Origin of the sequence: Oceaniferula flava (assembly GCF_016811075.1) — a bacterium.
Taxonomy (GTDB): domain Bacteria; phylum Verrucomicrobiota; class Verrucomicrobiia; order Verrucomicrobiales; family Akkermansiaceae; genus Oceaniferula; species Oceaniferula flava.
The window spans coordinates 161,631-183,711 of the sequence record NZ_JAFBGL010000003.1 but is presented as its reverse complement, the minus strand read 5'-3'; the positions used below and the strand labels follow the sequence as shown (position 1 = coordinate 183,711).

Sequence of the window (22,081 nt, the reverse complement as noted above, 5' to 3'; positions counted from 1 at the left end):
ACGATGAACCCGCTATTTTTTCAAGCGAGCAATGATTTCACTCAGTTCGCGCGCGGGGATGGCATAGGTGGCGACGCGGCTGTTGCGGGCGATATTCATCCCCACACACACGCCGTCCAGGTTCAGCAGCGGGCCGCCGATGCGGTCCTTGCTGACCGGGGTATCGTGCTGCAGAATGCGCGGAAAATCGGAGCTCCGCTCGGAGAGAGCCTTGGCGCCACCGCCCATCTGATCGTTGCGGGAAGGTCGTTTGGGGCCGCCGGGACGAGCTTTGAGCTCAATCTCAAACTTCATCATCTCACCGTCGCGGGCCACCTCGACGGCTAACTTGTCGCCGGCTTTTTTATCCTGCACCGCCTTCAGCAGTTCTTCGCGCTCCAGCATCGGCTGACCTTCCACAGACTTCAGGATATCCCCTTTTTGCAAACCCGCTTGTTCCGCTCCTCCGTCCTTGGATAGTTCTTTGATCTCAAGACCATTATCTGAGTCCTCACCGAGGACCACACCTAACATGACGCCATTATCAACGGCCACACCGCGGGAATGGGCACCCACGATGCCCACTTTCACTCGACGGTTAGAGCGGGAGGTCGAACCGTTGGAAATGACCCAACTCCCTTGAGGGACATCACTCTGATCGCTGATTTCGACTGGAATTAAAGGCGTGGTAGGTTTGATTTTCAGCATGGCCACATCCCATTGAGGATCGACATCGACCACCTGCACCTCACGGTAAATATCGCTCCCGATGCGCAGCGACAAGGATGAGGAACCCTCGATTTCGCTCGCCTTGGTCAGGATATAACCATCTTCGCTGACGATGGTGCCGTAGATCTTCATGATGCGCGCCCGATCGTCGGTGTAAATCACCGCGGAGCTTTTCTGCAGCACCTGCCGCTGGGGTTCAAAGGCTTCCCATACCGTCTTACCATTGATTCGGAGATCGCCGGGAAGCACGTTTTGACCAAGCAGCGGCTGAATGGCTGCTGAGGTAAGGATGATCGTGAGGGAAGTAAGAATGGAACGGGTCATGGGAAAAAGAGGTCGGAGTTTAGAGAACTAATCGTGGAATAGAGGTGCTGCTGAGCAATTTTTTAACGTTTACCCAGTTTAAACTCGATGGTTAGAGGTTCACCACGGCGGGAGATTTTCAACTCCACCTTGTCTCCTTCTGCCATTTCTTTGAGGATGGCTTTGAACGCAGCCTTATCAGCAAGCTCTTTGCCATTGAGGGACAAAAGAATATCCCCTGCCTGCACACCGGCCTCTTCCGCGGGGGTGTCTTTGCCGACTTTGCCGACCAGCAATCCCTCTTCTGAATCGCTGGTGCCCAGACCGATGAAGCCGGAGCCCTTGACCGGACGTTTGGCGAAGGGGCCGTCGCCGATGAATTCATTGCTCTTCATGCTGTCCCAGTGGCGAATGTATTCGCGCATCGGCACGTGCATGTTTTCCACCAAAGTTTCCGAGACCCGACTGTGGATCCCGATCAATTTCCCAGACATGTCAAAAAGCGGACCGCCGGAATCGCCACCGATCACTTTGCAGTCGGTATGCAAGGTGGTTTCCGAGTCTTTGACAATCCGGCCAAGGCGCAGCACCGGTCCGCGCTCCTGATCAAATCCGCCGGAGTGGCCGAGAGCAAACACCCAGTGGCCGAGCTTGTAATCGTTTTCCTTGTTCACCTCCACATAAGGGTATTTTCCCTCATCGACGATGCGTATCATGGCTGCATCCGTGGTGGAGTTCAGCCCCATCGACACCGCCTTATGCTTGGTGCCATCGTTCATGATCACAGTAAGCTCCTTGTCCACACCGCCGCTGACGTGCGCCGCGGTCAGGATCAATCCGTCTGGAGAAATAATGACTCCGCTGCCGAAGCCCTGACCGAGAGAGATGCTCACCGTGGCCTTGCGGACATGGTTACTGCTTTCCATCAAGGCATTCTGAATTGCCATCAGGTCTTCCTTGGTCGCAGGCGCCTTGGCCTCATTAAAAGGAAACAGCTTGGCCTGCGCCACGGGAGCTACCGCGAAACAGCTGAGGGCTGCGAGCAGGCCGACCATTTTCCGAAGAAATAGACTAAAATCGACTGAAAACGAGTGGGTGTGTGTGGAGGTAAAACTCATCATCTTTGCATTGTTATAACGATGGCGGACGGTGGATTCGTTCAAAACGATGGATGAATGTCATCAAAAGTCGTGAAACCAGGGCACGCAAAAGCCATTGATCTAGGGGTTTTGACATCCAATGATCAGAATCGAGGTGTATTGAAGATTGCCCCAATTCTCTGGAGGGATCAACACAAAAGGCAGTGAAGGATTTTCACCACACTCATGAGAAAGAGATTCAAAACACGATTGGCAGCTGCAGTTCAGCTGCAGCTCAGCTCTAATCGATCAATGGGGCGACCAGCTCGACGACTGACCAAGTGCGCCTTAACGTCCCAGCATCCGATTGGTATCCCCCACACTCAAGCCGGATTGCTTTTCCCACTCGGTAATCTCTGGTTGGACAAAGACACGGCGACGGACATCCGTTTCCGCATCAGAAGTATGGGCCATGCGCGAGCCTCCTTGCTCGTGAGCCGATCTCGTGCGAAATGGATTCACCGAATAAGATTGATTGGAAACCGTTGCAGTCTGTCCCTGAGCATGGGCTTGTTTCTGCACGAACCATGGTTCCTGCTTATATTTGCTCGCATCGGTATTCCCCTCGTATTTTTTACCTCCGAAAAGTGTATTCCCTCCCCAACGCTTCTTGCGGTAGGACTTTTTGGTGAAATCCTGACCAGAAAAATCGCGATTGCTGGCAATGTGGCTGGTTTTCCCCTCGAGGCTGCTACGCTTGTCCGATTTCATCACCGGGTTTCCATCTTTGTCTTTTCCGACGCTGAAGGACTCTTTGTCACCCCAGGCATCCTTGCGCACCCGCTCCTTGGACACCGTTGTTTCAGACGCACAGGAGGCTAACACCAATGCGGCGACGGCAGCAAAAAGCAGAGCCAACGAGGATTTAAGCGGTTGAGACAGAATCAGCACGGCTGGTAGTCTGCCATGAGAGAAAGCACAGGGCAAGTCTGCATTTTTGGGTCCTTGCGCAGGGTCTGACAAGCTCTCCATCAAAGCTACTTTTTCGCATCGGTGAGCATTTTCCACGACAGGTCGCCGAGATCGAGTCGACGTAATTCCGACTCGTAAATGGCGTCTTCATTGCGAGGGTCGATGGTTGCTGCCAGCTCAATGAAATAACGTGCCAGAAGCCGATTGATCTCGCTCTCATGTTTCTCGAGCAGCTGTCCGCGCGCGAGCAGTAAGCGGGCAAAAACCTCCGGTTCATAATCCGCGGCAACCCGGTCAGGCATCACTCCGCGAGCCAACTGAGCGTTCGCAACGATGCACTTTTTATTGCGAGGAGAAAGGTGCAACCCCAGCCCTAACACCTGGCGAGCGAGATCGAGAGAATTCTGATCGGCCTTGTGTTCCTGCACGACTTTCACCGCGTAGGCAGCCAAGTTAGCAGCATACTCATCGCGCTCGGTGCCCACCATGGCCAGCTCCTCACCGAAGAGGCGCTGATTGATGCTAGGCTTCTGATATTTTCCCTGGAAACCAGAAGGCTCAGCGATGGCGCCACCTTGGCTCCATCCAGTTTGCAAACTGGCGACCATCAGCGTCAGGATAAGCAGTCCTTGCAAAATGCGATTCATCGCCGTTAGTCTCTCGCTGCGAGAGCGATCAATCAAGCTGCAATTTAAATGAGGGAAAAAGACACACTGCGCGCTGCGATGCGGGCCACCTTGAGGGAGATCCCGCTGCCCGAAATCGCCGCCGCTTCGACGCGTATCTGTCAGGAAATCCATCGCCATCCGGAAATCCACCACGGGGCCAAAACGGTGACCATGTTCAGCGCTCGGGCCGATGAGGTGAACTTATCTTCGCTGCACCAACGGCTGCCCGACAAACAATTCCTCTACCCTCTCTGCCACCGTGGCGGAGTGCTGAGCTTTCATCATGTCGAGTCCCCCGCCGAGCTGACTCCGGGGATGCTGGGCATCCTTGAACCTATTCCCGAGCGGCACCCGGCGGTGGCCACGGAAGCGATCGATCTCTTCCTCTGCCCTGGGCTGATCTTTGGTCGTGACGGGTCGCGACTCGGTCATGGAGGCGGCTTTTACGATCGGGCGCTCGCGCTGCGGAAACCCGACGCCGCAGTAGTCGGCATCGGCCTGCAAGCCCAGCTCCAGGACTCGGTTCCAAGCAGCGTGCACGATGTGTTCATGCAGAAGGTGGTGACCGAAAACGGCCTACTCGATTTCAAACCTCACTAGCGCCAGACCTTTTCCAAGATCTCTTGCTGGTGCCGATTCATCGCGGCCAATCCATGCTCGCTGGCATCCTCGTGGCCAGCCAGATGAAGCAGCCCATGGATGATGTAGAGCATCAGCTCACGTTCGTAGGCATTATCATATTCCCGCGCCTGACTGATTGCCGTTTCCACACTGATGTGGATTTCGCCATGATCAAAGGTGATCACATCCGTGGCTCCTGGGATATCCATGAAGCGCAGGTGGACATCGGCAATCGTTTCGTCGTCGACAATACTGACCTCTACCTCCTCGAGATGCACCAAGGCCGAGCCAGCCTCTGCGGCGACTTCGATGACCAGCGGCAAAGCGAGCTCGGCGGCCGATTGAAAAAGCTCCAGCAGCTCACGCCCCAAGGGCACAACCTCCTGGTGATTGTAGATGGAAATTTCCGGTAACGGCGGCATCTCTGAGTCAGTGGTGTTAGCCATTCAAGCCGGTGATCGGATGGCCACTAGGTTTAGGCGCCTTTCTGGCTATCTGAGTCTTCGCGACGTGAGACGAACGCTCTTTCGAACCAGTGGCACGTTTACGATCTTCATATTGCTGGCGTGCATTCGGCTCGCGTGGCGGCACGGACGTCTTGCGGCTGTCATCCTTACCCTTGCTGCCGGTTTCATCATCCTTGGGATAATCAATCCGGGTGTGCATCATGCTGCGCAGGGTAGCGGAGAAGCTATCGCAGGCGATCTTGATCTCGCCCATCGTCAAGCCACTGTCGTCGAGCTGACCGCTGGTCACCCGGGCCATGACGAGGTCGCGGACAAGGTTACGAATTTTCTGTGGAGTGGGCTTTTTCAGGCTACGGGAAGCACTTTCCACACAATCGGCCAGACTGATGATCCCACTTTCACGGCTGCTGGGACCAGGCCCAGGGTAGCGGAAATTCTTGGCATCCACCTCGGGGATATCCTCCTTGTTTTCCAGTCCCTCCTTCACCTTCTGCTCCACAGACTGACGCATGTCGCGCGCCTTGTGATAGAAATAGCTGACTAGCGAGTCGCCGTGGTGTTCACGAATGACCTCGATAATCTTGGGGTTGAGCTTGTGCTTGATTGCCATGTCCACGCCGTCCTTGACGTGGGCAATGATAATGATCGCGCTCATCGTCGGAGTCAGGGAGTCGTGCGGGTTACTATCGCCCTGGTTCTCGATGAAATACTCTGGTTTCTTCAGTTTTCCGATGTCGTGGAAATAGGAACAGACCCGGCACATCGCGGCATTGGCTCCGATTTCCTCGGCGGCAGATTCAGCCAGCGAAGCCACCACCATGCTGTGATGATAGGTTCCGGGAGCCTCCAGCTGCAGACGGCGCAGCAACTTGTGGTTCAGATCGCTCAGTTCCAGCCAGCTGATGTCAGTGGTGATCAGGAAAAGGGTCTCGAGGACCGGCAGCAGACCGCTGATGACCATACCGGTCAGCAGGCCACCAAAGACGGCCACCCCCATTTTAGTCAACTCATCGGACAAGCCTTCGCTAGAGCTGAAGGTCGAGAGATCGATCTTTCCGAAAGCCACAGCCAGCAACATAGTGGTCGCTCCGACATAAAACCCGGCGCGCAGCAAACTTCCTCGGCGGCGCACATTCCGCGTCAATGCCACAGCGATGGAACCTGCTACGAGGTTAATAATGAGGAAAAAGAAAATGTCGTCCTGCGGCATCAGCAAGCAACCGAACAAGGCAACGCTGAGTGATGAGAAAAATCCGGCATGTCGGCCCAGCAGCACCGAGTGGATCATCGGAGCAAAGGCCAAGGGCGGCAGCAGTAAGAGGTAATCGGCATCCCAGAACTCGTTATTGTTAATCAAGTAACAGGTCAACCGCAGCAGCCCGAGATGCACCAAAATACCACCAAAGACCAAAGTCACGCGACCATTTCCCACACTCACCGTGTGGCGGATGTGATAAAACAGAATGACCGCAGCACAGAGGATCAGGCAGAGCACCGTGCGCTGCAGCGGATCCCCATTGAAGAGGATGTCATCGGCGACGTAATAAGCGGCGATCAAGCAGGCTAGTGCGGCAAAAACTGGGTAGATCACCAGTTTCATCCAGACACTATTCTCCATTGAATCCACCACGGAGCTACCGCTGGTGGTTCGGCGTTTCTTGCCTGAGGACATACCTCTCTTGGCAAGACGCCAGCGCTTGAAGGAATCAATAAATCCCATAAGTAAGTGGGTCGGATTGTAAAAAAATGCGATGTTGTTGATCACTGTTGATCCCCAAAATTCAGGAAACTACAGCAGGAAGGCAAAAGGACGCCGTGGCGTCCCTTCGAGATGTGCACCATAGGACGCCTCTGGAAATTTGGCAATGTTCAAATCCTTCAAATTGAACGATCGTTTGAATCGTTCGCTTGATACAAAAGTTCAAACGAAGCCGCTTTATTTCACAGGAAATCGAGTGCCCGCTTGTCCGCCAGCGACGATTTTGGCCAGCGCCGAAGGCTTGCGACCACTGGCAATCACCGTCTCCACACCAGCCTCTACCGCGGTGCCCACAGCCAAAAGTTTAGAAGCCATTCCGCCAATAGAGAATTTCCCGTGATCAGCACGCACATGGCTGGCCACCTCGTTGAGATCGGTCACCATATCCACCGTGCTGCCATCCGCACGTTGCAAGCCGTCCACCGTGCTGAGCATCACTAACAGCCGAGCCTGAAGGCGTTTCGCCACGCGTGCGGACATCATGTCGTTATCCCCCACCCGCAGTTCCTCCACCGCCACGCTATCGTTCTCATTGATGATCGGCACGATGTTGCCTCCCTTAAGCAAGCGATGCAGGGTATTCATCACCAGGCCGCTGCGCTGGTCACTATCGAGATCCTCCGAGGTCAGGAGAATCTGGGCGACGTTGATCTGAAATTTCTGGAACAAGGTCTCGTAGGCATGCATCAGCCGGGTCTGGCCAACTGCGGCACAGGCTTGACGAGAAGCTGTATCGTCCGGGTAGCCATCCAGCTGCAGCGCCGAAACGCCCGCCCCCACAGCTCCGCTGGATACCATGACCACGGGAACGCCATCGGCCACGAGCTCTGAAACGGAGGTGACCAGCCGCACCAGTGAGGCCTCGTCCAGCGTTCCGTCCTGCTCCCGTGTCAGCACGCCTGTGCCGATCTTGATCACTACGATGTTGTCTAACATAACAAATATAAATTACCGGTGAGCTGCGGCCACACGAAGTGCCTGGCACACGGCGGGGAAAACCTGCTTTTTCCGACTGACCACACCCGGCCCTTGGAACACGCCGTCACCGTCGCGCTCGAATGGTAGGGAGTCGATAATGTGATCGTCACCACTCGCCAGCAGCACACTGTGGTGACTGGTGATATCAGTCACGATAAGCAGAGCGAGGTTGTATCTTTTTTCCGCGATGAGATCGTCGAGCACAGCATCGAGTTCATCACGACGGCTGGCAAACAGCTCCAGGCCCGATTCTTCAACGTGGGAAATACTAACGCGAGCTCCGTTTTCCTCGAACACCTTGCGGTCGGCATTGACAGCCTCCATGGCGGTGTTGTGTGCCAGCAGCGAACCGGAGGCGAAGAAATCGCGGGTGAACTGAGCCGCATCAACCCCTCCTGTTTCACACAGCCAAGCCAAGATTTCGCGATCGAGATCGGTCGTGGTGGGTGATGTTAGATTGAGCGTATCGGAAACCATGCCGGCAATCAGGCAGAGCACCACGCCCCTTGGGATATCGATCCCGGCGTAGCGGTATTCACGCGCCACCAAGGTGCATGAGGAGCCTACCGGCTCGTTGAGATAGCGGATCGGCTCGCGGGACACCAGGTCACCAGCCAAGCGGTGGTGATCGATCACCTCCATCACCTCGGCCTCTTCCACGCCCTCGACCGCCTGGGAGTATTCATTGTGGTCCACCAGCACCAGACGGATGCGTGGAGGATCGATCAAGTCGGACTTGGAAATCACGCCCATCAGGCTGTTGTCGCCCGGGTTAATCACAGGGAACAGATCCTGCTGCTGGTGAGCCAGCTGAGTGCGCAGGTCCTTCACCGAGTCGTCGGCGAGCAAGCGCACGATATTGTTGTCCAGCGCATGGCGCACCATCCGCGAGCAGCGGATCAGCTTGGCCGCGGTGGCGGTGTCTTGTTTACAACGCAGCACAAAAACGCCCCGCTCCTTCGCCATCGCTAACAGATCATCAGCCACGCCAAATCCACCGGTCACCACCAGCATGCGGACACCGTTGGAAATCGCTTCACGTTGAACAATCGGACGATCACCGCAAAGCACCACGTAGGATCCGACATCGCCTCGCTCGGTGGCATCGGCGAACCGACTCATCACCGTCTCGACACTGGAGGCGCCCACCAGCATCACAATCTGTTCTTCCTCATCGCTCAGTGCCGCGCCGCAGGATTCAGCCTCCAGAGTGGCTGCCACTTTTACGGGTGAAGCACTCATCCGACGCACGGAAGCGGCATCGGTGTTCGCGGGCATCAGCAGTTGTAATAAATCGAGATACTTGAGCAGACCGCAGAGTTTCCCCTCTGAGGTAACCACAGGAATATTCCTAACACCATTGCTCAGCATCATCTGATAGGCGTGAAGGAAGGTGTCGTTCTCATTCACCTGCACCACATCCTTGCGGCATATCATTTCGGCCGAAGAACAGACATCGTCAAGCAGTAGAGGTTTTTCCATCCCCGCTTGCTCAAGCACCCAAGCAGTGCGCGCCGGAACCTTGCCGCAGCGGGCAGCCAGAGCCTCGGTCTTACCCTGCTTTTGCAATAAATCAGCGTAGCCAATCGCAGCGCAGATGGCATCGGTATCGGGGTTTTTGTGCCCGATCACGTAGAGGGGCATGTTAGATGGTGATGACGACATAATAAAATCCGCGCACAGCCTTGCTGATTGGAGGCCGTTTGGCAATGCCGGGCTTTGCCATGACTAGGTTTTTTATCATGCTAGATGAGGGCATCAAAAAGCATTCCGAACCACCGTCACCTCCGGCAGCTCTCCGTCCTCGAGAATGATCTCCACCACATCAAAGCGCCACGGCATATCGCGGTGTCCGAGCAGGTGCAGCCAGGAGTTCGCCCCACGTTCGATCAACTCCTGCTTCGAGGCATCCACCGCATCGAGCGGTCGACCGTATCCTCGGCGGGTGCGTGTTTTCACCTCCACAAAAGCCAGCGTGTCGTCATCGCGCAGCACGATATCCACCTCGCCGCCTTTCGGCCCCCGGTAGTTGCGATAGAGCACCTTGCCTCCTGCAGCGCGCAAGTGATCGCAGGCGATGCGCTCACCCAGGTCTCCGATTTCATTCCTGGATAAACGAACGCCGTCCCGCTTCTGGAGGCGGCACGGCGTGTTAAGTCGTCGGCTGAAATGCTTGTAAAAAAATGACCCCATCCGAAACATGGGTTCAGCCTAACTGAATGAGAGTTAATCGTCAGTGTATTTTTTGTGGCCTTCTTTCTTAGCCGATTTGACCTTGCTCATGGCAGCGTCGATTTTTTCCTGATCTTCTTCGAGGTAGCCGATTTCCAACTCACAGAGAGCGGCGTAGTTGAGGCCCATCATCCGGCGGTAGTCGGCAATGGCTTTGGTTTTTTCTTTGCCATCAGCCATATCTTTCACCAGCGATGGAATGAACTCCATCCCCTGGCGGATGCCGTCCGCAGCGGTGCGCGCGGCTTCGGCGCCGGCAGCCCAATCGTTTTTATCGATTTTACGCAGGCTTTTCAGCGCATTACTGCTGATCTTCATCGCTTTTTCCAGCGGTGTGTGATCGTGATCCTCTTCCGCCATTACCGGCGCGGAGATGGCCATGGCCACCGCGAACACGGGGAGAAGAGCTCGTTTGAGTGTGATTGATTTTGTCATACGGGTGATACTAAAAGAGTCGCTCTTTGGTTTGTCAAACCCATCTTGATGAATTCCATCCATGCTCAGACTCGACATTCCACCGCTCGGGTCGTTACATATCGGCAAGAACATGGCATCCGCGAAAGACAAAGGCTCGAAGGAAAAAAAGCTCACCCCGATGATGGCGCAGTATCTGACGATGCGGCGTTCTCTGCCCGATGACGTCCTGCTGTTTTACCGCCTCGGAGATTTTTACGAGATGTTCTTCGAGGATGCGAAGAATGCCTCATCCATTCTCAATGTTGCGCTCACCAAACGCAACGATATCCCGATGTGCGGTGTCCCCCACCATGCGGCTCAAGGTTACATCGCCAAGCTGATTCAGGGCGGCATGCGGGTCGCCATTGCCGAGCAAACAAGCACCCCCGAGCCAGGGAAAATCGTCGAGCGCGAGATCGCCCAGATCATCTCCGCCGGCACCGTCGATGACATGAGCTTGTTAGACGATACCCGCCACAACTACCTCGCTGCGGTGTATCAGGCGGGAAAATCCATCGGCCTCGCCTGCGCGGACCATTCCACCGGCGAGTTCACCGTGGCCGAGTTTCCCAACAAGGATGCGCTGAAAGATGCCCTCCAGCGCCTCGCGCCCAAGGAGCTGATCATCCCGGACGACCAAATCAATACCTTCGGTCACCTCCCCGGCTGCCTGCCATACGACGGCTACGCCTTCATCACCGATCAAGCACGCTACGCTCTCTGCGATCATTTTAAGGTGCAGTCGCTGCGCGGTTTTGGTTGCGACGACCTGACAGCCGCCATTTCCGCCGCCGGCGCCATCCTCCACTATCTCTCCTTCCAGCTCCGCCGCTCCTGCGACCACCTGCGCACCCTCTCGGTGCGACAAGATGGTGGCCATGTGCTGATCGATGCCTCATCTCAGCGGAACCTGGATTTGGTCGATTCCCCAACGGGTCGACCCCACTCGCTGTTAGGAGCCCTCGATCGCACCGCCACCCCGATGGGCGCGCGCAAGCTGCGCGATTGGATTCTGCACCCACTGCGCGATCTCACCGCACTCAATGCCCGTCAGGAAGTGATCGCCGCCTTCCTTGCCGAGCCCTTTCTCCTCGGCCAATGTCGGGAGTCGCTCAAGGGAATCCGCGATATCGAGCGCACCACCTCGCGCCTCTCGCAGAACTCCGGCAACGCCCGTGATCTGCTTTCCCTACTCACCTCCCTGTTGAAAATACCCGACCTCCAGAGCCATCTGGTGGCCCTCGCCGAGCACCTCCCCGGCTCCGATTTCCATGCCGAGTTAGAGAGCAAACTCCACAGCTTCCCAGAACTCACCGAGCTGTTGAAAAAGGCGCTGTCTGATGAACCACCGGCCAACACCCGCGACGGCGGCATTATCCGCGATGGCTTCAATGCCGAGCTCGATGAACTGCGCTCCGCCTCCAGCTCCGGCAAACAATGGCTCGCCGAGCTGCAGGAATCCGAGCGCAAACGCACCGGCATCGACACTCTGAAAATCAAGTTCAACAACGTCTTCGGCTATTTCCTCGAAGTCACCAAAGCCAAGGTGGACATGGTGCCGGACGATTACCAGCGGAAGCAAACCATGGCCAATGCCGAGCGCTACATCACGCCCGAGCTGAAGGAAATGGAGAACAAAATCCTCGGCGCCGACGAGCGCGCCAAGCAGCTGGAATACGAGGAGTTCATCAAACTCCGCCAGGCCGTCGCCGATGAGATCGATCAGCTCCAGCAGTGCGCCGACGCCCTCGCCACCCTCGACGTCCTGATCGGCCTCGCCGAGCTCGCCCAGCTGCACCAGCACACCCGCCCGCAGCTCGATGAATCTCGCGACCTCGAAATCACCAACGGTCGCCACCCGGTGTTAGAGCAGACTCTGGTCGATGAAAAATTCGTCCCCAACGACACCGAGATGGATGCCAACAGCTCACGCGTCATCCTCATCACCGGGCCGAACATGGCGGGTAAATCCACCTACATCCGCCAGGTCGCCCTGATCACCCTGATGGCCCAGATCGGCGCCTACGTGCCGGCAGAAAAAGCGCGCATCGGTCTGGTCGATCGCATTTTCTGCCGCGTCGGAGCCTCGGACGATCTCACATCCGGCCAATCGACTTTCATGGTGGAGATGAATGAAACATCCCTGATTATCAACAACGCGACCGCGAACTCACTGGTCATTCTCGATGAAATCGGTCGCGGCACCGCCACCTTCGACGGCCTCTCCATCGCCTGGTCGGTGGCCGAGCATTTGCACGACGCCATCCAGTCGCGCACCCTCTTTGCCACCCACTACCACGAGCTCACCGATCTCTCGCGTAGCAAGGAAGCGGTGGAGAACTACAACGTCGCGGTGAGGGAATGGAACGACGACATCATCTTCCTACGCAAGATCCTCCCCGGCACCGCCGACAAGTCCTACGGCATCCAAGTCGCCCGCCTCGCCGGCCTCCCCCCCGCCATCATCGATCGAGCCAAAGATATCCTCTCCCACCTCGAAATGAACTCCACTCGCCCCGAAGCCAAAGGCAAACCCAAGGCGAAGAACACCAAGAACAAATCCCTCCCTGAGGCCGACTCGCCCCAGATGGACTTGTTCAGCTAAGCACAGCACCTGGACAAAATCCCATGAACTCACCCATCGGCATTCTCGACTCCGGCCTTGGCGGGCTTTCTGTTTTCAATGAAGTGCAGAAGCTGATGCCCAATGAATCGGTGATCTACTTTGGCGACAGCGCCTGGTGCCCTTATGGTGCTCGGGAGGCGGATGAAATTCAGCGGCGAGTTTTTAAGGTGACGGATTTCTTATTGGAGCAAGGCTGCCAGCTCATCATCATCGCCTGCAACTCGGCGACCATTGCGGCGGTGGAAGCTCTGCGGGCGGCCTATCCGGTGCCCTTCGTCGGCATGGAGCCCGGGGTCAAACCTGCGGCCGCGATGACCCAGACAGGCACCGTCGGCGTGCTCGCCACCGAAGCCTCGCTGGCAGGAGAAAAATTCCACCGCCTCGTCACCGACCACTCCAACGGCGTCAATGTCATCACCCGCCCCTGTCCGAACTTCGTCGAGCTGGTCGAGCGAGGCGAACTCAGCGGAACGAAGGCGCTGGGCATCGTGGAAGAAGAAACTCTGCCGCTGCTGGAAGCCGGGGCAGATGTGCTGGTCTTAGGCTGCACCCACTACCCCTTTCTCAGACCACTGATCGAGCAGGTGGCTGGGCCCGACGTCCAAATTCTTGACACCGGCGAGGCTGTCGCTCGACATGTCGCCCGTCTTATGAAAGAAACAGTCACTGAAACATCTGACGTCCTGCACCGTATCATCACCACCGGGGATCTGGACCAGCTGAAATCTCTCTTTCCAGTTCTCTGTCCGGAAATCCCACTGGAGCAGGTCAGTTTTTCCCATTCCCATCTTTAATTTCACCCCGTTATTCCTATTCAACAACCTATGAAACGAACCATCCTTGCACTCGCCGCGCTGGCTATGCCGCTAGCCGCTGCCGAAGCGAAGCCACCGAATATTCTCTTCATCATTGCCGATGACCTCGGCTGGACGGACCTGGGCACCTACGGGTCATCCTTTTACGAAACTCCCAATTTGGACAACCTGGCCAAGGCCGGAACCAAGTTCACCCAAGCCTATGCCGCTTGCCCTGTCTGCTCCCCCACCCGCTCGTCGGTCCTCACCGGACAGTATCCGGCACGCACCAAAAACACCGACTTCTTTGGCGCCCCCAACCAGCACTTTGGCAAATTGCCCGAAGAAAGCACGGTGGACAAAATGAAGGCCAACAAGCGTTATAAAAACCGCCCACTGCTGCCAGCCCCCTATCTTGGTGAACTTGCAAAATCCCACACCACACTGCCAGAAGCACTCAAGGCACAAGGATACAGCACCTTTTTCGCCGGCAAGTGGCACTTGGGTGGCGAAGGCTCCTACCCGGAAGATCATGGCTTTGACGTGAATAAAGGCGGCTACCACCGCGGTGGCCCATACGGCGGCAAAAAATACTTCTCACCCTACGGCAACCCAAAATTGAAAGACGGCCCTGAAGGTGAGCACTTACCAGATCGCCTCGCCTCCGAGACGGTGAAATTCATCGCCGCCAACAAGGACAAACCATTCCTCGCCTACCTTTCCTTTTACTCCGTGCACACTCCACTGATGGGCCGCGAAGACCTGGTGAAGAAGTATGAAGAAAAAAGAAAATCACTGCCGAAGAAAGAAGTCTGGGGCCGTGAGGAACCTCGCAAGCTCCGTCTGGTGCAAGAACACGCAGTCTACGCCGCCATGGTCGAAGCCATGGACTTGGCTGTGGGTAAAGTGCTGCAAGGCCTGAAAGACAATGGCGTGGAAGACAACACCGTCGTGATTTTCACCTCCGACAACGGCGGCCTCTCCACCTCCGAAGGCTGGCCAACCTCCAACCTGCCACTGCGCGCAGGCAAAGGCTGGCTCTACGAAGGCGGCATTCGCGAGCCTCTGATCGTCAAGTGGCCTGGTGTCACCAAGCCCAACAGCATTTCCTCCTACCCCACCATTTCCACCGATTTCTACCCTACCATTCTGGAAATGGCAGGACTTGAAAGCATGCCTAAACAGCACATCGATGGCACCAGCCTGGTCTCCGCCCTGAAAGAGCCTAACAAGAAGAGCAAGGACCGCATTCTTTTCTGGCACTACCCTCACTGGGGCAACCAAGGTGGCTCACCTGGCACCGTCATCCGCCAAGGCAACTGGAAGCTCATTCACTTCTACAGCCCGGACAAGGAAGACGAACTCTACAACCTGGCTCAAGACAAGTCAGAGACCAACAACCTGTTCAGCAAGAACCCGGAAAAGGTCAAACAACTCACCAAGCAAATGCAAGCGATGCTGAAAGAAACCACCGCCCTGCTGCCTGCTGAGAACCCGAATTATAAGAAGAAGTAGTCGTCTTTTCCGACTGCCACAAACAGCGTCGACTCCAGACGGACCATGATGAAGGACATCTTATCATCGTGGTTTCGTCTGAGTCGTCACTCCATGGAAGTTCACCTTGCCGGGTGCCGTGAACCGCTCCGATCGAAGTTGACAAAAAACTCCGATTCTCGTCTTTGAAGTCAGACGATTTAGATTAGATTAGGTCTTCTTATGCCGATCTCATCTTATAAAAACAGCACCCACACTTCAGAAAACAGTATTGCTCTGCTGATAGATGCCGATAATGCACCGGCTTCGAAAATCGACTTCATCATCTCCGAACTCGCGTCCCACGGAGTGATCAATATTCGCCGTGCTTACGGGAATTGGAAAAAACGATCCCTCTCCGGCTGGGAAAATGTGCTGCATGATCACGCGATCCAACCGGTCCAGCATTTTGACATCGTCAAAGGCAAGAATGCCACCGACATGGCCTTGTTGATCGAAGCCATGGATATCTTATACACCAAGGACGTCGATACCTTCTGCCTGGTTTCCTCCGACAGCGATTTCACCCCGCTCTGCACCCGCCTGCGGGCCGACGGCAAGCAAGTGATCGGATTCGGCAAACAAACCACCCCAGAACCCTTCGTCAATTCCTGCACCAGCTTCCTCTACCTCGACGAGGAAAGCTCTAACAAGACATCCGAGGCGAAGATGGAATACTCGGTGAACCAGCTGAAACAGAACACCAAGCTAATGAACACACTGCGCAACGCGGTGAAGGCCTCCACCGATGACGATGGCTGGGCAGCCTTCGGGCCGGTGGGCAGTCACATCGCGAACCAAAGCCCCTTCAACCATCGCTCGTTCGGGTTTTCCAAATTGAGCGACATGTTTGCCGCCATCGATTTGTTTGAAATCAAGAAGTTCACCAACGGATCGCGCACCCATTACCGGGTGCGATTGAAAAAGCCGGCCAGTAAGAAAACCACTCGCAAATCCAGCTGATAATCCGTCGGCCTAAGTTTGCCTCAAGCCAGCAAAAAGCCCACCGAGACCACGCATGGGCCAAGGTGGGCTGAGTGAAGCTAATTGAGATCACTATGCGCGACGACGACGCAGCAGCAGTCCGAGTCCACCAAGGCCTAACAATGCCGCCGATGAAGGTTCGGGTACAACCTCAGCCGTGATGACGATGTTATCCAGCACGTGAAAGGTCGGATTGGAAAATCCTGTGCTCGTGCTGGTTCTGCCAATCATGAAATACGCATCATCAGAGAAAACGACACCACCCACGCCATCTTGAATGGTAACACTGTCAGAGAACCATCCCCCGTTGTCAGAGCCGTCCGAGGTGTAGGTCTGCAGCACCACAGGAGACGTAAATGCCGCATCCGCAGAGTAGATGATATCCAGAGAATAGGCACTGTCGTCGTCCAGATCGATGTCATAGGCCATCGTCACAGAAGTGGCGCCCAAGGTGGTCAACTGCATCGCATTGTCCAAGGTGGCAGCACCGGTATTGGCACGAATGCGTATGCCGATCCCCCCTCCGTTCCCCGTCTGATCCCAGCGGGCATTGCCATTGTAGGTCTCCCCAGAGGCGGCATTGTATTTACTGGAAACATCGCGCCATCCTGAAGCGGCATTCACTTGGACAGCCAAAGTGCCCGTGTAGGTGTTGTTGGCATTGGTTCCGGCTCCATTCGGATCCAAACTCAAGCCTCTAACTTGTACCTGAGCAGCATCCGGAGCCACACCCTCAGGCAAACTCTCGAAATCATCCGACTGAATTAAGATGGAGGCAGCATTGGCCGACCCCAAACTAAATGCCGCCACCACAGTATAGGTTTTGATATAATTAGTTATGTTCATTTTTATTCGTGTGTATTGACTCTCTATTCTCAACACACTGCAAACGCAGTTATGCCTAAAACAGAGACATCTATCATTAAATGATCAGCACGGGCATCGGCGATGACATTCCTCTCGCAATCTACCTTAAATATAGAGTAGATTGAAATTATGTCAGATTTCAGAATCCGCTCATCCGCAGAGCAAGTGGCAGCGCATTTACGCGAATGCTTGATGAAACGCGTCTGGACGGGGCGCATGCCCGGCTCCCAAAAACTGGTCGCAGAGTTAGGAGTCTGCTCTAACACCGTGGAATCGGCTCTAAAACTACTGGAGCAAGACGGACTGTTAGTGAATCGTGGGCGCAGACGCAGCAGGCAAATTGTTCTGCCTAAAGAAACCAGCCGCCCGACCCTGCGGATCACCATCCTGCTTTACCATTCGTCGGATTTGTACGTGCACTACATGATCGAGCTCCAACACCGCTTGATCGAAGCCGGCCACACCGTCATCGTGGATCCTAAAAAATCCTTACACGGCTACGGCATGGACGTCACAAAAATCGCCCGTTACGTCAAACGCACCGAGACCGACGCTTGGATTGTCACCGCGGCATCCCACGATGTATTAGAATGGTTTGCCCAACAAGAGACACCCGCCTTTGCCTTGTTCGGAAGACGCAAAGAGCTCCCGATGGCTGGCATCGGAACCGATAAACATCTGGCCTTCCGCGCCATCCTTAAGCGACTGGTCAGTCTCGGCCACCAGCGGATTGTCTTGCTCATCGCCGAGCATGTTAGAAAACCGGAGCCCGCTGTCTTTCTTGTGAAATTTTTAGAAGAACTGGAAGAGCACGGCATCAAAGCGGGATCTTACAACATCCCAGACTGGGCCGACGATCAAGACAGCTTTTACCAGTGTCTCGATTCCCTCTTCGAGTACACCCCTCCCACTGCACTCATCATTGAGCAGCCAGGCCGATTCATGGCCGCGCAACAGTATCTGGCTCAGCGCGGCATTCTCGCCCCTCAGCATATTTCATTGGTCTGCCAAGATCCGGACGTTTATTTCGATGGCTTTCGCCCCTCGGTGGCTCACATCAACTTTGATAGTAACCCGATGTTACGCCGCGTCCTACGCTGGGCACATAACGTGGCCCGAGGGAAAACTGATACCCACTACAGTAAAGCGAGCGTAGAATTTATCGATGGAGAAACAGTCGGCCCCGTGCCCCGATGAACGATAACTACAGGTGATCATGAATCCCACTCAAGCAAACTACCCCTAAAAATGAACCAGATGGCAAAACATTAAAGTTTGTCGCCTCCCCCTAAAAACGAATAACTGTGTGATACATAGCATATACAAAGATGTGCTCACGTATCATGAATATTCATCGTCAAAATCCATCGGCCGCAGACCGCCCTGCCGCGCATTTGCCCCAACCAGCAGGCTTTGCGCTGATCGCCACGATCTCCGTGATGGTCCTCCTCGTAATGATCGCTCTCGCCATGTTGACCCTGAGCACCATCGAGTTACGGACCAATAAAAACTCTTCCGCCATGTCCGAAGCCCAGGCGAACGCTCGCATGGCCTTGATGCTAGCCATCGGCGAGTTACAGAAAGAAATGGGGCCTGATATGCGCATCAGTGCGGAATCTGCCATTTTTGATCAGAACCATGACACGGAGGAAATCGATGGCGTCGATCAGTCGCGCTGGCTGGCCAGTTACCATGCGTGGGGCAGCTGGCTGAACTCGGACTACACCCTCCCTGACAACGGCGACACCCTGGAGATTTCCGACACCTACACCCCGCAGCGTGAGAAAATGTTCCGCCGCTGGCTCCTCTCCCTGCCCGAGGGCATGGAAGAAGATGTTGATGCCCCCATCACTCTGGCCAATCTCGATGATGACAATTCCGTGATCATGGTGGGTGAAGGCAGCCTGGGCGATAGCGCAAGTAATCAGCCCGACCAGGTTACCCGCGCGTATCTGGTGCCCGTGGAAACATCGGGCAAACACGCCTGGTGGATCGGGCCTGAGAATCACAAGGCGAAAGTTAACCTGGCCAAGAGCTCCCGCTCGCTCAGCAGCGATGCTTGGGAAACGTCCCAGGGCGACACTGCTGAAGTCGGTATCGGAGCGATCGACGGGCTCGATGCCATCGATGATGACGAAAGCACCGCCGAGCGCCTGATCACCCGACTGACCCTGCAGAACGCCGCGGTGGATGAAGCTAAGGTGCAAGAGCATTTCTTTGACCTCACCGCTAACAGTCAGGGCGTGATTGCCAGCGTGCGCACCGGGCACCTGAAAAAAGACCTCAGCCTCCTGTTCGAAAACGACAACTCATCGCTGCCCGAGACCTACGAATTTCAATCTTCGGATATCCAAGAACCCTCGGTGCGTCCGATGAGTGCCGATCTCTTGGCTAACAACCCCACGGTGCCTAACCGCCACTTCGCCTCATGGACCAACATGCGCCATTACTACCGCATGTATCGCAACGACAGTGACGCCACTGTGGCCGATACCGGAGGCCAAGGTTCTTTGGATTGGACAGGTTCCCAACCCTCCTCCGATATCGTTTGGGGCACCCGCTTCACCTCCACGAACGGCTGGGACGGATCGAACAACTACTGGAGATTTCCGGTCTTAGCCAAACTGACCTACATCTACAGTCTGCTCACCGAGGAAGTGGCGAACACCACCCCCACGCGCTACAAGCTCTATCTCGTGTTCTCTCCCGTCCTCACCTACTGGAATCCCTACAACACGCCGCTGGTTTTACCGAGTCGCCAATTGGGGTCGCTCCAAGCGCCTTACAAAGCCTTACCCATTCGGGCGCAGCTGTTCCTGAACAACACAGCATCCACCAGTGAGGTCTTCCAAATTGGCCAAAACTTGCAGTCGTTTCTGACGTCGGATGGCAGCTCGGACATCACCTTTGAACCCGGTGAAATCAAGTTATTCTCGCTGAGCGCAGTCAACAACGGCAGCACCAACGAAAACCTTTACCCCGGCTTCGACCCACAGGCCATCGGGGGGATGAAACTACTTATAGGTAGCTCCACGGGCTACACCACGACGGAAAACCCCGGCGTATCCATCGATTTCAGTCACTCGGTCTGGGGGGGCAACATCAACTTTGGCAATACTCCCGGCTCCCTGGTTCACGTGCAGCACTGGGGCAGCACCGCCACCCGCATTCCCCTCACCTATAATCACGACTGGCTGCAGGTGGACCAGACATACACCTCCATCACAGGTCCTGAACCTGCCGGCATCGCCCGCTGGGTCTTCGGCGACACCGAACCTCTCCCTGTTGCCTTCTCGCAGTTGGCCATCAAGGGGGTGTCGGAAATGGATTACGAAAGCATCGATTGGGAAGAAGACTGGCGTGGCCGGAACTGGCTGCACTCCCCTCCATTTTACAATGGCAGCATGCTTTACATGTCGGAGGACGATCAGATTGCACATACCCAACGTCTCGACGACCCCTACATTTTCCACTTCGGCCCCACCTCCCAATCGGAGATGCCTCGAGTGGTCGGTCACCTGGGCGAGCGCGCCTTTTTGGGATCGGGCACGAATCCTGTGGAGCAAGTCACCTCGGTGGTCTCTCTCGAGCTCCCCACCGCCCCACTTTCCAGCCTCGCCAGTTTTTCCAACATGAGAATCAACCCAGGCTGGGCCGAGCTCACCAAGCTCAACTCCTCGCTTCAGGTGGGGATCGCCAGTGCTTCCAACTCCGGAAAGGCATCGCTCTACGCTGCGGAAGCCAAAGCGCTGGCCTACCAGAGCGGCGTCACCGGTCCGGGAATCGGGAACTCCTTCATCCACCCGATGATTGCGCGCGACGGCGTTTACACCTACTTTGACAACTCCAAGAGTCAGGACCCGGTGGACCGATCGAACCCATACACTACCAACACCACGGACAACAAACTCTTCAACGATTATTGGGATCACGTGTTCCTCCTGAACGACGCCCTCTGGGATGATTACTTTGTTTCCTCGCTGGCAGACCAAACACGCCCCGGTGCCAGCTCGGCACTGAGCCTGAGCGAGAACTTGGATCAGTTAGTCGAAAACGAAAGCCTCGCCAACAGCCGCTACCACTTCCGCGTCACCGGCCAGTCCGCCAGTGATATCAAGGCTGAGCTCCAGGCTCAGGAAGGTTACCTCAAGGCAGCCAAGCACCTCATGGTCGATGGCATGTTCAACGTCAACAGCACCTCGGTGCCTGCCTGGACCGCCTTGTTCGCCGGCATTCGTGAGCGGCAGCTGGTTTACCGCAATGGCTCATCGCTGCAGCCGGTGAGTGTTCCCAGCGGCAAACGCATCGCCCTCTCACGTTACAACACCGAAATCTCTGACCAGGAAATGGACGATCCGGAAACCGGCGCCAATCTGCCCGATGGCAGTAATGGCTGGACCGGCGTGCGCTACTTGGACGATGACCAAATCCTCAAACTGGCGGAAGAATGTGTCAAACAAGTCAAGCAACGTGGCCCCTTCCTCAACTACTCCGAGTTCATCAACCGCCGCTTATCCACGGACGAGTTGGGCTTGATGGGTGCGCTGCAAAGTGCGATCGATTACGACGATTCCAGCCCGCAATCCGGATCCATCAATTACCGTTTCAAAAATGGCCCCGACTACATGATGCAGCAGAGCGAGCTCGGCTCCCACCGTTTCCAGACCCCCGAGGCCACCGCTGGCTCGCGCTTTGCAGGCATCCCCGGCTACGTGATTCAGTCGGACTTGCTAAAGCCCATCAGCAACACCTTGGCGGTGCGGGATGACACCTTCCGCATCCGAGCCTACGGCGAGGCCCTGGACGCCAATGGCAACGTCGCAGCCAAAGCCTGGTGCGAAGCCATCGTGCAGCGGAGCCCTGAATACTGTGACCCCACCAACGAGGCCGATGTGCCCGCTCGCATCCTCGATGAAGATGGTGAGTTCAGTGACAATGCCGAACTCAGCGAAGTCAACAGCCGCTTCGGTCGCCAATTCAACATCATCAGCTTCCGTTGGTTGAACGCCAACGAAGTCTAACCTAACAAACTAC

General features: G+C 55.8%; 18 protein-coding genes. 7 read left to right on the top strand and 11 right to left on the bottom strand.

The window, feature by feature from the left end:
- Positions 1 to 12: 12 nt before the first annotated feature.
- The 4 genes from JO972_RS06095 to JO972_RS06080 form a co-directional block, all read right to left on the bottom strand.
- The gene (locus JO972_RS06095) at positions 13 to 1,032 is read right to left on the bottom strand and encodes a S1C family serine protease (RefSeq protein WP_309489125.1); all 1,020 of its coding nucleotides are present in this window, start codon (positions 1,030 to 1,032) and stop codon (positions 13 to 15) included.
- 62 nt (positions 1,033 to 1,094) lie between these two features.
- A complete protein-coding gene (locus JO972_RS06090) occupies positions 1,095 to 2,174 on the bottom strand; it encodes a S1C family serine protease (protein ID WP_309489124.1) in 1,080 nt (359 codons plus the stop codon).
- Between the two features lie 264 nt (positions 2,175 to 2,438).
- Positions 2,439 to 3,041 carry a hypothetical protein gene (locus JO972_RS06085; RefSeq protein ID WP_309489123.1) on the bottom strand — a complete coding sequence of 201 codons (603 nt, stop codon included), beginning with the start codon at positions 3,039 to 3,041 and terminating at the stop codon, positions 2,439 to 2,441.
- A gap of 86 nt (positions 3,042 to 3,127) precedes the next feature.
- Positions 3,128 to 3,709 (bottom strand): hypothetical protein, encoded by a 582-nt coding sequence (locus tag JO972_RS06080; RefSeq protein ID WP_309489122.1) that lies wholly within the window; start codon positions 3,707 to 3,709, stop codon positions 3,128 to 3,130.
- A 48-nt stretch (positions 3,710 to 3,757) separates the two neighbouring features.
- On the opposite strand from JO972_RS06080, the gene JO972_RS06075 reads away from it, so the two are divergent.
- On the top strand, positions 3,758 to 4,330 hold the full coding sequence (locus JO972_RS06075; protein WP_309489121.1) for a 5-formyltetrahydrofolate cyclo-ligase: 573 nt from the start codon (positions 3,758 to 3,760) through the stop codon (positions 4,328 to 4,330).
- Here the strand turns inward: JO972_RS06075 and ybeY are convergent.
- The 6 genes from ybeY to JO972_RS06045 form a co-directional block, all read right to left on the bottom strand.
- Positions 4,327 to 4,797: an rRNA maturation RNase YbeY gene (gene ybeY, locus JO972_RS06070; protein ID WP_309489120.1), complete on the bottom strand. Its 471-nt coding sequence runs from the start codon at positions 4,795 to 4,797 to the stop codon at positions 4,327 to 4,329. The two genes, JO972_RS06075 and ybeY, sit on opposite strands and share 4 nt — an antisense overlap.
- Positions 4,790 to 6,538 (bottom strand): HD family phosphohydrolase, encoded by a 1,749-nt coding sequence (locus JO972_RS06065; protein WP_309489119.1) that lies wholly within the window; start codon positions 6,536 to 6,538, stop codon positions 4,790 to 4,792. The genes ybeY and JO972_RS06065 overlap by 8 nt, the downstream gene beginning before the upstream one ends.
- A gap of 216 nt (positions 6,539 to 6,754) precedes the next feature.
- On the bottom strand, positions 6,755 to 7,513 hold the full coding sequence (gene proB / locus JO972_RS06060; RefSeq protein WP_309489118.1) for a glutamate 5-kinase: 759 nt from the start codon (positions 7,511 to 7,513) through the stop codon (positions 6,755 to 6,757).
- 12 nt (positions 7,514 to 7,525) lie between these two features.
- Positions 7,526 to 9,199 carry a putative manganese-dependent inorganic diphosphatase gene (locus JO972_RS06055; protein WP_309489117.1) on the bottom strand — a complete coding sequence of 558 codons (1,674 nt, stop codon included), beginning with the start codon at positions 9,197 to 9,199 and terminating at the stop codon, positions 7,526 to 7,528.
- A 114-nt stretch (positions 9,200 to 9,313) separates the two neighbouring features.
- Positions 9,314 to 9,748, bottom strand: a complete 435-nt coding sequence (locus tag JO972_RS06050; RefSeq protein ID WP_309489116.1) for a YraN family protein — start codon at positions 9,746 to 9,748, stop codon at positions 9,314 to 9,316.
- A 33-nt stretch (positions 9,749 to 9,781) separates the two neighbouring features.
- Complete coding sequence (locus JO972_RS06045) at positions 9,782 to 10,222, bottom strand: hypothetical protein (RefSeq protein WP_309489115.1); 441 nt, start codon at positions 10,220 to 10,222, stop codon at positions 9,782 to 9,784.
- 112 nt (positions 10,223 to 10,334) lie between these two features.
- On the opposite strand from JO972_RS06045, the gene mutS reads away from it, so the two are divergent.
- The 4 genes from mutS (at position 10,335) to JO972_RS06025 (ending at position 16,159) form a co-directional block, all read left to right on the top strand.
- Positions 10,335 to 12,848 (top strand): DNA mismatch repair protein MutS, encoded by a 2,514-nt coding sequence (gene mutS, locus JO972_RS06040; RefSeq protein ID WP_309489114.1) that lies wholly within the window; start codon positions 10,335 to 10,337, stop codon positions 12,846 to 12,848.
- Positions 12,849 to 12,871: 23 nt separating this feature from the next.
- A complete protein-coding gene (gene murI / locus JO972_RS06035) occupies positions 12,872 to 13,663 on the top strand; it encodes a glutamate racemase (protein ID WP_309489113.1) in 792 nt (263 codons plus the stop codon).
- 30 nt (positions 13,664 to 13,693) lie between these two features.
- Positions 13,694 to 15,178 carry a sulfatase gene (locus JO972_RS06030; protein ID WP_309489112.1) on the top strand — a complete coding sequence of 495 codons (1,485 nt, stop codon included), beginning with the start codon at positions 13,694 to 13,696 and terminating at the stop codon, positions 15,176 to 15,178.
- Positions 15,179 to 15,379: 201 nt separating this feature from the next.
- Positions 15,380 to 16,159 (top strand): NYN domain-containing protein, encoded by a 780-nt coding sequence (locus JO972_RS06025; protein ID WP_309489111.1) that lies wholly within the window; start codon positions 15,380 to 15,382, stop codon positions 16,157 to 16,159.
- 93 nt (positions 16,160 to 16,252) lie between these two features.
- On the opposite strand, the gene JO972_RS06020 is transcribed toward JO972_RS06025, so the two are convergent.
- Complete coding sequence (locus tag JO972_RS06020) at positions 16,253 to 17,026, bottom strand: PEP-CTERM sorting domain-containing protein (protein ID WP_309489110.1); 774 nt, start codon at positions 17,024 to 17,026, stop codon at positions 16,253 to 16,255.
- Between the two features lie 150 nt (positions 17,027 to 17,176).
- Between JO972_RS06020 and JO972_RS06015 the strand changes: the two genes are divergently transcribed.
- Entirely contained in the window at positions 17,177 to 18,244 is a 1,068-nt protein-coding gene (locus JO972_RS06015) for a substrate-binding domain-containing protein (protein WP_309489109.1), read from the top strand.
- 146 nt (positions 18,245 to 18,390) lie between these two features.
- The gene (locus JO972_RS06010; RefSeq protein WP_309489108.1) at positions 18,391 to 22,068 is read left to right on the top strand and encodes a hypothetical protein; all 3,678 of its coding nucleotides are present in this window, start codon (positions 18,391 to 18,393) and stop codon (positions 22,066 to 22,068) included.
- Positions 22,069 to 22,081: the final 13 nt, after the last annotated feature.

Bases quoted from the DNA above. Each gene is read 5' to 3' on its own strand.
- JO972_RS06075 (WP_309489121.1), top strand. From the start codon at position 3,758: ATGAGGGAAAAAGACACACTGCGCGCTGCGATGCGGGCCACCTTGAGG.
- JO972_RS06030 (WP_309489112.1), top strand. From the start codon at position 13,694: ATGAAACGAACCATCCTTGCACTCGCCGCGCTGGCTATGCCGCTAGCC.
- JO972_RS06050 (WP_309489116.1), bottom strand. From the start codon at position 9,748: ATGGGGTCATTTTTTTACAAGCATTTCAGCCGACGACTTAACACGCCG.
- murI (WP_309489113.1), top strand. From the start codon at position 12,872: ATGAACTCACCCATCGGCATTCTCGACTCCGGCCTTGGCGGGCTTTCT.
- JO972_RS06010 (WP_309489108.1), top strand. From the start codon at position 18,391: ATGAATATTCATCGTCAAAATCCATCGGCCGCAGACCGCCCTGCCGCG.
- JO972_RS06015 (WP_309489109.1), top strand. From the start codon at position 17,177: ATGTCAGATTTCAGAATCCGCTCATCCGCAGAGCAAGTGGCAGCGCAT.
- JO972_RS06065 (WP_309489119.1), bottom strand. From the start codon at position 6,538: ATGGGATTTATTGATTCCTTCAAGCGCTGGCGTCTTGCCAAGAGAGGT.
- JO972_RS06055 (WP_309489117.1), bottom strand. From the start codon at position 9,199: ATGCCCCTCTACGTGATCGGGCACAAAAACCCCGATACCGATGCCATC.
- proB (WP_309489118.1), bottom strand. From the start codon at position 7,513: ATGTTAGACAACATCGTAGTGATCAAGATCGGCACAGGCGTGCTGACA.
- mutS (WP_309489114.1), top strand. From the start codon at position 10,335: ATGGCATCCGCGAAAGACAAAGGCTCGAAGGAAAAAAAGCTCACCCCG.
- JO972_RS06080 (WP_309489122.1), bottom strand. From the start codon at position 3,709: ATGAATCGCATTTTGCAAGGACTGCTTATCCTGACGCTGATGGTCGCC.
- JO972_RS06025 (WP_309489111.1), top strand. From the start codon at position 15,380: ATGCCGATCTCATCTTATAAAAACAGCACCCACACTTCAGAAAACAGT.
- ybeY (WP_309489120.1), bottom strand. From the start codon at position 4,797: ATGGCTAACACCACTGACTCAGAGATGCCGCCGTTACCGGAAATTTCC.
- JO972_RS06095 (WP_309489125.1), bottom strand. From the start codon at position 1,032: ATGACCCGTTCCATTCTTACTTCCCTCACGATCATCCTTACCTCAGCA.
- JO972_RS06045 (WP_309489115.1), bottom strand. From the start codon at position 10,222: ATGACAAAATCAATCACACTCAAACGAGCTCTTCTCCCCGTGTTCGCG.
- JO972_RS06020 (WP_309489110.1), bottom strand. From the start codon at position 17,026: ATGAACATAACTAATTATATCAAAACCTATACTGTGGTGGCGGCATTT.